We start from the raw sequence: 10,513 nt of genomic DNA, 5'->3' as shown, positions 1-10,513 counted from the left end.
GGCCTACATCCGGAAGACGCCGAAGGTCGTCGGCTCGAGAGGGGCGTTGAGGCTGGCCGACAGGGCCAGGGCGAGGACCTCGCGGGTCTGGGCCGGGTCGATCACCCCGTCGTCCCACAGCCGCGCGCTGGAATAGTGGGCATGGGCCTGGCGCTCGTACTGCTCGACGATGGGCGCCTTGATGCGCGTGATTTCGTCATCGTCGAAGGGCTCGCCGGCACGTTCGGCCTGCTCGCGCTTGACCTGCACCAGCACCCCGGCCGCCTGTTCGGCACCCATCACGCCGATGCGTGCGTTGGGCCACATCCACAGGAAGCGAGGATCGTAGGCGCGACCGCACATGCCGTAGTTGCCGGCGCCAAAGCTGCCGCCGATGATCACGGTGAACTTGGGCACCCGGGCGCAGGCCACCGCGGTGACCAGCTTGGCGCCGTGCTTGGCGATGCCGCCTTCCTCGTATTTCTTGCCGACCATGAAGCCGGTGATGTTCTGCAGGAAGAGCAGAGGGATGCGTCTCTGGCAGGCCAGTTCGATGAAGTGCGCGCCTTTCTGCGCCGATTCTGCGAAGAGGATGCCGTTGTTGCCGAGGATGGCTACCGGATGACCCTGCAAATGGGCGAAGCCACAGACCAGCGTGGTCCCGAATTGCGCCTTGAATTCGTCGAAGACGCTGCCGTCCACCAGCCGGGCGATCACCTCGCGTACCTCCAGTGGCTGCTTGGGATCGGCCGGGACCAGGCCGTAAAGGTCCTCGGCCGGATACAGCGGGGCGACTGGCGTCTTGAGCTGCAGGTCACCCAGCTTGCGCCAGTTGAGGTTGGCGATGCAGCGCCGCGCCAGGGCCAGGGCATGGGTGTCGTTCTCGGCATAGTGGTCGGCCACGCCGGAAATGCGGCAATGGACATCAGCGCCGCCCAGTTCCTCGGCGGTGACCACCTCGCCGGTGGCGGCCTTCACCAGCGGCGGGCCAGCGAGAAAGATGGTGGCCTGCTGGCGGACCATGATGGTCTCGTCGCTCATCGCTGGCACATAGGCCCCGCCGGCCGTGCAGGAGCCCATCACCACGGCGATCTGCGGGATGCCCTGGGCGCTCATGGTCGCCTGGTTGAAGAAGATCCGCCCGAAGTGCTCGCGGTCAGGGAACACGTCCTCCTGGCGCGGCAGGTTGGCACCGCCGGAATCCACCAGATAGAGGCAGGGCAGGCGATTCTGCAGGGCGATGGCCTGGGCGCGCAGGTGCTTCTTCACCGTCAGCGGATAATAGGAGCCACCTTTCACGGTGGCGTCGTTGGCGATGATCATGCACTCGACGCCCTCGATGCAGCCGATACCGGCCACCACCCCGGCCGCCGGCACCTCGTCCTCATAGACGTCGAGGGCCGCCAGGGCGCCGATTTCCAGAAAGGGCGAACCGGGGTCCAGCAGCTGGTCGATGCGCTCGCGGGGCAGCAGCTTGCCGCGGCCGGTATGGCGCGCCTGGGCCTTGGCGCCGCCGCCTTCACGGATGCGCGCCAGGAGCTGGTCGAGCCGGGCCAGTTGCTCGGCCATGGCGGCGGCGTTGCGCTGGTAGTCCGGGGTGCGGCGGTTCAGGGTGGAGGTCAGCACGGTCATGGAGGGCTCCTCACCGGGTTTCGTTGAACAGCTCGCGCCCGATCAGCATGCGGCGGATCTCGCTGGTGCCGGCGCCGATCTCGTAGAGCTTGGCGTCACGCAGCAGGCGGCCGGTGGGGTACTCGTTGATATAGCCGTTGCCACCCAGGATCTGGATGGCTTCCAGGGCCATCTGGGTGGCCTTCTCGGCGGTGTAGAGAATCACCCCGGCAGCGTCCTTGCGGGTGGTCTCGCCACGGTCGCAAGCCTGGGCCACGGCATAGAGATAGGCGCGGCTGGCATTGAGGCCGGTGTAGAGGTCGGCCACCTTGCCCTGGATCAGCTGGAATTCGCCGATGCTCTGGCCGAATTGCCGGCGGTCGTGGATATAGGGCAGGACCACGTCCAGGCAGGCCTGCATGATGCCCACCGGACCACCGGCGAGGACCACCCGCTCATAGTCCAGGCCGCTCATGAGCACCTTCACGCCCCCGTTCACCTGTCCCAGCACGTTGTCCTCCGGCACCTCGACGTCGTCGAAGAACAGCTCGCAGGTGTTGGAGCCGCGCATGCCCAGCTTGTCGAACTTGCTGCCGCGGCTGAAACCGGTCCAGTCACGCTCGACGATAAAGGCGGTGATGCCATGGGCGCCTTGTTCCGGTTCGGTCTTGGCATAGATGACATAGGTATGGGCATCGGGGCCGTTGGTGATCCAGGTCTTGCTGCCATTGAGCACGAAGCGATCGCCACGCCGCTCGGCGCGCAGCTTCATGGAGACTACGTCCGAGCCGGCATTGGGCTCGCTCATGGCCAGGGCGCCGATGTGCTCGCCGCTGACCAGCCTGGGCAGGTAGCGCGCCTTCTGCGCGGCGGTGCCGTTGCGATGGATCTGGTTGACGCAGAGATTGGAGTGGGCGCCATAGGAGAGGGCCACCGAAGCCGAGCCGCGGCTGATCTCCTCCATGGCCACCGCGTGCGCCAGGTAGCCAAGTCCCGAGCCGCCGTATTCTTCCCCCACGGTGATGCCAAGCAGTCCGAGGTCGCCAAAGGTGCGCCAGAGGTCCATGGGGAAACTGTTGCTGGCATCGATCTCGCCCGCGCGCGGTGCCACCTCGCGTGTGACCAGGGTGCGCACCTGATCGCGCAGCAGATCGAGGGTCTCGCCCAGGGCGAAGTTGAGACTCGGATAGCTCATGGGGTCACCTGTTGTTGGGATTGTCGGGTGAGAGCGGTCAGCCGATCAGGCGCGCACGGGGTCGCCCGGTACGGCGCGGGGCTGAAAGAAACAGGGCGGGGCAGCACTGATGGCCAGGAGCGGGCGTGGCGCGCAGGCGGACGCTGGAAAACCGTCGGCCAGGGCTGCCAACGCCAAAGCAAGGATGCGCGCGGGGCGCGGGTGCGGGACGCGGGCGCCAGGGCGCGCATGGTCCGTCCTCCTGTTCATTATTCTTGTCGTGGCGACCGCGAGAGGAAGGCGGCGCGCCTGTGCCTCTGAGTCTAGGAGGAGAAATGCGCTATCGTGAAACGATAAAAATAGAATCCAGGTATTGGAAAATCAGATGGCACTGCACAAGGACATCTCGATGCGGCAACTGCGCTATTTCGTCGCCGCCGCCGAGAACAGCCAGTTTTCCCTGGCCGCCAGCGCGGTCAACGTCAGCCAGTCGGCCGTGACCACGGCGGTCAGCCAGTTGGAGACGATGCTTGCGGTGCGGTTGTTCGAGCGATTGCCCCATGGAGTCAAGCTGACCGCCGAGGGGCACCAGTTCTATCACCATGCCCGGCACATCCTCGATACCCTGCAGGACGCCGTGAGTCAGCCGCTGTTCCAGAGCCATGCCCTGACCGGCCAGGCCCGGGTTGGGGCTTCCTATGCGGTGCTTGGCTACTACCTGCCGACCCTGCTGGCGCGCTTCAAGCGCAGCTATCCGCAGATCGACATCGACCTGCGCGACATGGACAGACCCAGCATCGAGGCGGGCATCAACGATGGCACCCTGGAGCTCGGCCTCACGGTCATCTCCAACGTCGACGCCGCCCAGCCCTTCGAGCGCCATCTGCTGATGCGTTCGCCGCGCCAGCTCTGGTTGCCCAGCGCCCATCCCTTGCTCGCTCCGGAGCAGGTCAGCCTGGCCGACATCGCGCCCTATCCCTATATCCTCGCCACGGTGGACGAAGGGGAAACCTCCACCCTGCGCTACTGGCGCGCGGCCGGCCTGGAACCCAACGTGGTGTTCAAGACCTCGTCCATGGAATCCCTGCGCGGCCTGGTCGCCCATGGCTTTGGCGTGACCATCCTGTCCGACATGCTCTATCGCGGCTGGTCCCTGGAAGGCCGCAAGCTGGAAGCGCGCCCGGTGGCCGATGCCATCCCGCCCATGGAGCTGGGGTTGATCTGGAGCCCCGAGGAGCGCCTGGGACCCGGCGCCCAGGCGTTTCGGCAGTTTCTGGTATCGGCGGCGGGCTGAGGCGGACGCGCGAGGCCCCCCCTCCGGCCTCAGTGGGCGGCGGCCTTGGTCAGGTCGGCGTCGTTCCACTCGGTGTAGACGCAGGCATCGCTGGCGGCCCAGCGCAGGCGCACCACCTGGCCAGGTTGCAGGCCCTGGGTGTGGGCCAGAGACTTGACCATCAGCTGGGCGCCGCCCGCGGTCTGCAGTACGCAGCTCTGGCTTTCCCCGAGGAAGAGGGCTTCGCCCACCCGGGCCGGGATCTCGTTCCAGCCCGCCGGCATGGGCAGGGTCGCCGCCTGCTCGGTGGTCAGCAGCTGCAGCTTTTCCGGGCGCAGCATCAGGAGCAGTTCCTGGTTCGGTCTGACGCTGGCGGTGGGCCGCATCGCCAGTTCCTGGCCCTCGAACGCGCAGTGCGCCTGGGCGCGCGCGGTCACGCGCAGGAAATTGGAGTTGCCGAGAAAGGCGGCGACGAAGGCGTTCGGCGGATTCTGGTAGAGGTCGTAGCCACTGCCCAGGCCGACGATGCGCCCGTGGCTGAAGATGGCGATGCGCTGGGATAGCCGCAGCGCTTCCTCCTGGTCATGGGTCACGTAGACGATGGTGATGCCCAGGCGACGGTGCAGCTGGCGCAGCTCGTCCTGCAGGTCTTCACGCAGCTTCTTGTCCAGCGCGCCCAGGGGTTCGTCCATCAGCAGGATGCGTGGTTCGTAGACCAGCGCCCGGGCGATGGCCACCCGCTGCTGCTGGCCGCCGGAAAGTTGCGCGGGACGCCGATGGGCGAAGGCTTCGAGCTGCACCAGTCGCAGCATGGCGTCGACCTTCTGGTTGCGCTCGGCGGCTCCGATCTTGCGGATATCCAAGGGGAAGCCGATGTTGTCGCGCACCGACAGGTGCGGAAACAGCGAATAGCGCTGGAACACCATGCCGATGTCGCGCTGGTGCGGTGGGACCCGCAGCAGCGAGCGGCCAGCCACGCTGATGGCGCCGGAACTGGGCGTCTCGAAGCCAGCAAGCATCGACAGGGTGGTGGACTTGCCGGAGCCGCTGGAGCCGAGGAAGGTGAGGAACTCGCCCTCCTGGATGTCCAGCGAGAGATCATCCACGGCGGTGAAATCGCCGTAGTGCTTGTTCAGGTTCTGCAGGCGGACCAGCGGGGCCGCGGGGGCGTTGTTCTGGAGTACGGCGCTCATGGCAGGCTCCGGGAGCTCAGCGGGAAAGGGGTTGGCGGCGGCGCAGCAGGGCAGCCGCGAGCATCACCAGCAGGGAAAGGCCGATCAGCACCGTGGAGGCCACGGCGATCACCGGTGTCAGGTCCTGGCGCAGCGTCGCCCACATCTTCACCGGCAGGGTCTGCAGGTTGGGGCTGGCCATCATCACGCTCAGCACCACCTCGTCCCAGGACACCAGGAAGGCGAACAGGGCGCCGGCGAACACCCCCGGCCAGATCCCCGGCAGGGTCACCCGGTAGATGGCCTGCAGGCGCGAGGCGCCGCAGATCACCGCGGCATCCTCGATGGACTGATCGAACAGCTTGAGCGAGTTGATGACAGCGATCAGGGCAAAGGGCAGGGCGACGATCACGTGGCTGACCACGAAGGCCAGCAGGGTGCCGGTGTAGCCCAGACGCAGGAACAGGGCATAGATGGCCACGGCGATCACCACCAGTGGCACGATCATCGGCAGGGTGAAGACCGCATAGAGCGTCTTGCGGCCGGGGAACTTGCCGCGCACCAGGGCGAAGGCGCAAGGCACCGCCAGGGCTACCGAAACCAGGGTGGTCAGCAGCGCCACCTTGAGGCTGGCCAGCGCCGCCTGCATCCATTCCGGGTTGGCGAAGAATTGCTGGTACCACTTGAGCGTCCAGCCGGGCGGCGGAAAGACCAGCCATTGGGACGAGCCGAACGACAGCAGCACGATGAAGACGATGGGCAGCAGGAGCACCGCGGCGATGGCGCCGGTGATCAGCAGCAGGCCACCGCGCAGCCGCCAGCCGAGGGCACTGGGAGTCAGCAGCATGGGATTACCTCGCGTTCTGGGGGTCGACCGGGGATTCCGGTTGCAACCTGAGATAGAGGGCGAACAGCACCAGGGCGATGACGATCAGCAAGGCCGCGGCGGCGCTGGCCAGGCCCCAGTTGAGGAAGGACTGCACCTGCTGGATGATGAACTCCGGCAGCATCATGTTCTGCGCCCCGCCCAGCAGCGCTGGGGTAACGTAGTAGCCGAGCGACATGACGAACACCATCAGCGCGCCAGAGCCCAGGCCCGAGCGGCACATGGGCAGGAACACCTTGCGGAAATTGGTCCAGGGACTGGCGCCGCAGATGGCGCCGGCCTGCAGCACCATGGGGTCCATGGCCTGCAACGTTGCCTGCAGCGGCAGCACGATGAAGGGGATCATGATGTAGGTCATGCCGATCACCACCCCGGTGAGGTTGTTGACCAGCGCCAGGGGTTCGTCGATCAGGCCCATCGCCATGAGCAGCTTGTTGATCACCCCTGAGCCCTGCAAGAGCACCAGCCAGGCGTAGGTACGGGCCAGCAGGCTGGTCCACATCGACAGCAGCACGATGTTGAACAGCACCCGGCCCCAGCCGCGGGGCATCAGGGTGATGGTCCAGGCCAGCGGAAAGCCGATCAGCACGCTGAACAGGGTCACCAGGGCAGCAACGCCAAAGGTGTTGAGCAGCACCTGGGCATAGGCCCCATTGGCGAACAGGGTCTGGTAGTTGCCCAGTCCCGGCGTGGGTTCGAGGACGCCGCGCAGCAGCAGGCCGATCAACGGGACCAGGAAGAACAGGCCGAGGAACAGCAGGGCAGGGACGAGGTGACTCGCGCCCTTCCAGCGGACGGCGCGTTCACCCCGGGTCCGCGCCGGATCGTTCAGCGCACGGCGGTCCTTGGCAGTGCCGAGCACCGCCCGGCTGGAGCTGGAGGCAGACATGTCATTTCACCAGCCATTCGTTCCAGCGGCTGGCGATCTCGCCACCGTGCTGGGCCCAGTAGGCGAAGTCCAGGGTGACCTGCTCACTGCCGTAGGCGGTGGGCAGGTTCTTGGCCAGGTCCGGGGTCAGCTTGGCGATGCTGTCGACGTTGACCGGCGCATAGGCGGTGAGATTGGCAAAATCCGCCTGGCCGCGAGCGCTGCTGGCCTCGGCGAGGAATTTCATCGCGGCGTCCTTGTTCTTGGCGCCCTTGGGCACCACCAGCATGTCGGCCATGACCAGGTTCTGTTTCCAGCTCACGCCTACTGGCGCGCCGTCCTGCTGCAGAGCGTAAACGCGACCGTTCCAGAACTGCCCCAGGGTCGCTTCGCCGGAGGCGAGCAACTGCTGGGACTGGGCACCGCCGCCCCACCAGACGATGTTCTTCTTGATGGTGTCGAGCTTCTTGAAGGCGCGGTCCAGGTCCAGGGGATAGAGCTTGTCCTTGGGCACGCCGTCGGCCAGCAGGGCCAGCTCCAGTACGCCGGGGCTCGGCCATTTGTAGAGCGCACGCTTGCCAGGGTAGGTGGTGGTATCGAACAGCGCCGACCAGTCCTGCGGCTGCTTGCTGCCGAGCTTGCCCTGGTTGTAGCCGAGCACGAAGGAGAAGAAGAAGGAGCCCACCGCATGGTCATTGACGAAGCGCGGATCGATCTTGGTGCGATCGATGGTCTTGAAATCCAGGGGTTCGAGCAGGCCCTGCTGGGCGGCGCGCAGGGCGAAATCGGCTTCCACGTCGACCACGTCCCATTGGACGTTGCCGCTTTGCACCATGGCCTGGAGCTTGCCGTAGTCGGTGGGGCCGTCCTGCACCACCTGGATGCCGGTCTGCTGGGTGAAGGGTTCGGCCCAGGCCTGCTTCTGGGCGTCCTGGGTGGTACCGCCCCAGCTGGTGAAGTTGAGACTTTCGGCCTGGGCCGGAAGGACTAGCGTAGTCAACAGGCCGGCAGCGACCACAGAGACGACTTTAAGCTTCAGCAACATCGTGACGCCCTCTTTTGTTATTGGATCGGCGCGGCAGAGGTGCCGCGGCCTTGTAGGAGTCGTGCGATTCGAGGCGGATAGCGGCACCTCGAAGTAGAGCTGTCGACCCTGTCGAACGGGCCGTTTTGTCATTCGATATTATGGTATTCCAAACTTTTTGCAAGCCTTCCAGAGGCCTCTGGAAAGGGCTTCAGCCAGGAAAAGGCAGGGTTTCGACGATCTCCAGTTCGTACCCGGTCAGGCCGGCGTAGCGCAGGGGCAGACCCAGGTGACGGATGCGCCCGACGCCCAGGTCCTGCAGGATCTGCGCACCGGTGCCTACCTCGGCATAGATGCGCGACTGGGAGCGTTCGAACAGCCGCTTGGGCTGGGTCAGCGAGGGCACCCGGGCCAGCAGCGCCTGGGAAGATTCGTGGTTGGCCAGCACCACCACGATGCCGTGGCCTTCCCGGGCGACGCGTTCCAGGGCAGCCCACAGGGTCCAGCTCGGCGGCCCGCTGTATTCGGCACCGACCAGGTCGCGCAAGGGGTCCAGGGCATGGACGCGAACCAGGGTGGGCGTCTCGCGGTCGATGTCGCCCATCACCATGGCCAGGTGGACGCCGCCTTCGATGCGGTCCTCGTAGGTCAGCAGGCGGAAGGTGCCGTGCACGGTAGGCAATTCGCTCTCGCCGATGCGGGTGACGGTGTGTTCGTGGCGCAGTCGGTAGTGGATGAGGTCGGCGATGGTGCCCAGCTTGATGCCGTGGCGTTCGCCGAAACGTTCCAGATCCGGACGCCGGGCCATGCTGCCGTCGTCGTTCATCACCTCGACGATGACGGCGGAAGGGTCGCGACCGGCCAGGCGCGCCAGGTCACAACCGGCCTCGGTATGGCCGGCACGGGTCAGTACGCCGCCATCGCGGGCGCGTAGCGGAAAGATGTGGCCGGGCTGGACCAAGTCCCGCGCGGTGGCGTCCGGCGCCACCGCGGCTTCGATGGTGCGCGCCCGGTCGGCGGCCGAGATGCCGGTAGTGACGCCGGTAGCGGCTTCGATGGACACGGTGAAGGCGGTGCCGTGGACGGTGCCGTTGTCACTGACCATCTGCATCAGGTTGAGCTGGCGGCAGCGTTCCTCGGTCAGCGTCAGGCAGATCAGGCCGCGGGCTTCGCGGGCCATGAAGCTGATCGCGGCAGGGGTGCAGGCATCGGCGGCGAGCAGGATGTCACCTTCGTTTTCGCGGTCTTCGTCGTCGACCAGGATGACCATCTTGCCGGCACGGAAATCCTCGATGATCGCTTCGATGGGATGGATGGCCACGGCTACCTCTCAGGGTTCTGGATTGTTCTGTAATCTGGTATACCATGAGACAAAACGTAGTGAAAGAGGCAAAGCGCCATGAAAGGTTATTGGATTGCAGAGGTCGATGTGACCGATCCCGAGGCTTATCGCGGCTATACGGAGCGCGCCCCTGCGGCCTTCGCCCGCTATGGCGGACGCTTCCTCGCGCGGGGCGGACGCGCCGAGCAGCTGGAGGGAGAGGGCTGGGCGACGCGCCGGGTCGTGATCGAGTTCGATTCCTACGAACAGGCCCTGGCCTGCTATCGCTCGGCGGAGTATCAGGACGCCTGCGGGCACCGGCAGACGGCGGCGCGGGCCGAGATCTTCATCGTCGAAGGACTCTGAGACAGGCGGCCAGGCACGGCACTGCCGCGTCTGGCCGAAGACGGCTAGCGCTCGATGCGCGGCTCGTCCTGGACGCGGGGAACGAACAGCTCACGGGCCTGTTCGCCCTGGTGCTCCTGTTGCCGCTGCAGGTAGTCGAGGGCGACCTGGGCGGCGGCACGGACGTGATCGACCGAAGCCTGGTGGGCGGCCAGGGCATCGCCACTGCGGATGGCGGCGACCATGCGCTCCATCTCCGCGTTGCTCGCCTGGCGGCGATTGGCCTGGGACACCGAGGTGGCCCTCAGGTAGCTCACCCGCGCCTGCAACTGGCGCAGCTGGGTGGCGGCGACGCGGTTGCCGCAGCCCTCCATGAGCACGTTGTAGAAGTTCTGCACGGTCTCGATGACCTCTGGCAGTTCGGCGCCCTCCAGGGCCTTGCGGTTCTCCTCGAGGGCCTGTTCCAGCGCCTCGATTTCCCGGGGGCCGGCGCGCAAGGTGAAGAGTTGCACGATCAGGCCTTCCAGCACGCAGCGCAGCTCATAGAGGTCGCAGGCATCCTCCAGGGTGATGATGGCGACGCGCGGCCCACGGGCATCGGCGAATTCCACCAGGCCTTCGGATTCGAGATGACGCAGGGCTTCGCGCACCGAGGTGCGGCTCACGCCCAAGCGGTCGCAGAGATCGCGTTCCACCAGGCGGTCACCCGGCAGCAACTGGAAGTTCAGGATCGCCTGGCGCAGGCGATTGCACACCATTTCACGCAGGGTGACCGGGCTGCGGGTGATCTTGAAGCTGTCGTCTAGTTGCGCGCGTCTCATGGGGCTCTCTGGCGGACCGGTTCTACAGGCGACGACGAG

General features: G+C 66.2%; 10 protein-coding genes. 2 read left to right on the top strand and 8 right to left on the bottom strand.

Annotated elements, in window-relative coordinates; translation table 11 throughout:
* Nucleotides 1-3: 3 nt before the first annotated feature.
* Nucleotides 4-1,611 carry a carboxyl transferase domain-containing protein gene (locus tag ACWPW1_RS12470; RefSeq protein ID WP_454253052.1) on the bottom strand — a complete coding sequence of 536 codons (1,608 nt, stop codon included), beginning with the start codon at nt 1,609-1,611 and terminating at the stop codon, nt 4-6.
* Between the two features lie 10 nt (nt 1,612-1,621).
* The gene (locus ACWPW1_RS12465; protein WP_059315046.1) at nt 1,622-2,785 is read right to left on the bottom strand and encodes an isovaleryl-CoA dehydrogenase; all 1,164 of its coding nucleotides are present in this window, start codon (nt 2,783-2,785) and stop codon (nt 1,622-1,624) included.
* Between the two features lie 364 nt (nt 2,786-3,149).
* On the opposite strand from ACWPW1_RS12465, the gene ACWPW1_RS12460 reads away from it, so the two are divergent.
* Nucleotides 3,150-4,058 carry a LysR family transcriptional regulator gene (locus ACWPW1_RS12460; protein WP_160922563.1) on the top strand — a complete coding sequence of 303 codons (909 nt, stop codon included), beginning with the start codon at nt 3,150-3,152 and terminating at the stop codon, nt 4,056-4,058.
* Between the two features lie 29 nt (nt 4,059-4,087).
* On the opposite strand, the gene ACWPW1_RS12455 is transcribed toward ACWPW1_RS12460, so the two are convergent.
* The 5 genes from ACWPW1_RS12455 to ribBA all read right to left on the bottom strand — a co-directional run bounded on the left by ACWPW1_RS12455 (nt 4,088) and on the right by ribBA (nt 9,308).
* A complete protein-coding gene (locus tag ACWPW1_RS12455; RefSeq protein WP_271654991.1) occupies nt 4,088-5,230 on the bottom strand; it encodes an ABC transporter ATP-binding protein in 1,143 nt (380 codons plus the stop codon).
* Between the two features lie 16 nt (nt 5,231-5,246).
* A complete protein-coding gene (locus ACWPW1_RS12450) occupies nt 5,247-6,056 on the bottom strand; it encodes an ABC transporter permease (RefSeq protein WP_059315043.1) in 810 nt (269 codons plus the stop codon).
* Between the two features lie 4 nt (nt 6,057-6,060).
* The gene (locus ACWPW1_RS12445) at nt 6,061-6,984 is read right to left on the bottom strand and encodes an ABC transporter permease (RefSeq protein ID WP_082696340.1); all 924 of its coding nucleotides are present in this window, start codon (nt 6,982-6,984) and stop codon (nt 6,061-6,063) included.
* A 1-nt stretch (nt 6,985) separates the two neighbouring features.
* A complete protein-coding gene (locus ACWPW1_RS12440) occupies nt 6,986-8,008 on the bottom strand; it encodes an ABC transporter substrate-binding protein (RefSeq protein ID WP_454253051.1) in 1,023 nt (340 codons plus the stop codon).
* A 190-nt stretch (nt 8,009-8,198) separates the two neighbouring features.
* On the bottom strand, nt 8,199-9,308 hold the full coding sequence (gene ribBA / locus ACWPW1_RS12435) for a bifunctional 3,4-dihydroxy-2-butanone-4-phosphate synthase/GTP cyclohydrolase II (RefSeq protein WP_323149437.1): 1,110 nt from the start codon (nt 9,306-9,308) through the stop codon (nt 8,199-8,201).
* Nucleotides 9,309-9,386: 78 nt separating this feature from the next.
* Here ribBA and ACWPW1_RS12430 point away from each other — a divergent pair, with 78 nt between their 5' ends.
* A complete protein-coding gene (locus tag ACWPW1_RS12430; RefSeq protein ID WP_059315040.1) occupies nt 9,387-9,674 on the top strand; it encodes a DUF1330 domain-containing protein in 288 nt (95 codons plus the stop codon).
* Between the two features lie 44 nt (nt 9,675-9,718).
* Here ACWPW1_RS12430 and ACWPW1_RS12425 read toward each other — a convergent pair whose 3' ends face one another.
* Entirely contained in the window at nt 9,719-10,474 is a 756-nt protein-coding gene (locus tag ACWPW1_RS12425) for a GntR family transcriptional regulator (RefSeq protein ID WP_313649639.1), read from the bottom strand.
* Nucleotides 10,475-10,513 lie beyond the last annotated feature (39 nt).

Source organism: Pseudomonas sp. Marseille-Q7302 (assembly GCF_965111925.1).
This window is presented reverse-complemented; position numbering and strand designations above follow the sequence as displayed.

What these genes read in the sequence shown, in the direction of transcription:
- ACWPW1_RS12470 (WP_454253052.1), bottom strand. Translation starts at nt 1,611, where the DNA reads ATGACCGTGCTGACCTCCACCCTGAACCGCCGCACCCCGGACTACCAG.
- ACWPW1_RS12465 (WP_059315046.1), bottom strand. Translation starts at nt 2,785, where the DNA reads ATGAGCTATCCGAGTCTCAACTTCGCCCTGGGCGAGACCCTCGATCTG.
- ACWPW1_RS12460 (WP_160922563.1), top strand. Translation starts at nt 3,150, where the DNA reads ATGGCACTGCACAAGGACATCTCGATGCGGCAACTGCGCTATTTCGTC.
- ACWPW1_RS12455 (WP_271654991.1), bottom strand. Translation starts at nt 5,230, where the DNA reads ATGAGCGCCGTACTCCAGAACAACGCCCCCGCGGCCCCGCTGGTCCGC.
- ACWPW1_RS12450 (WP_059315043.1), bottom strand. Translation starts at nt 6,056, where the DNA reads ATGCTGCTGACTCCCAGTGCCCTCGGCTGGCGGCTGCGCGGTGGCCTG.
- ACWPW1_RS12445 (WP_082696340.1), bottom strand. Translation starts at nt 6,984, where the DNA reads ATGTCTGCCTCCAGCTCCAGCCGGGCGGTGCTCGGCACTGCCAAGGAC.
- ACWPW1_RS12440 (WP_454253051.1), bottom strand. Translation starts at nt 8,008, where the DNA reads ATGTTGCTGAAGCTTAAAGTCGTCTCTGTGGTCGCTGCCGGCCTGTTG.
- ACWPW1_RS12430 (WP_059315040.1), top strand. Translation starts at nt 9,387, where the DNA reads ATGAAAGGTTATTGGATTGCAGAGGTCGATGTGACCGATCCCGAGGCT.
- ACWPW1_RS12425 (WP_313649639.1), bottom strand. Translation starts at nt 10,474, where the DNA reads ATGAGACGCGCGCAACTAGACGACAGCTTCAAGATCACCCGCAGCCCG.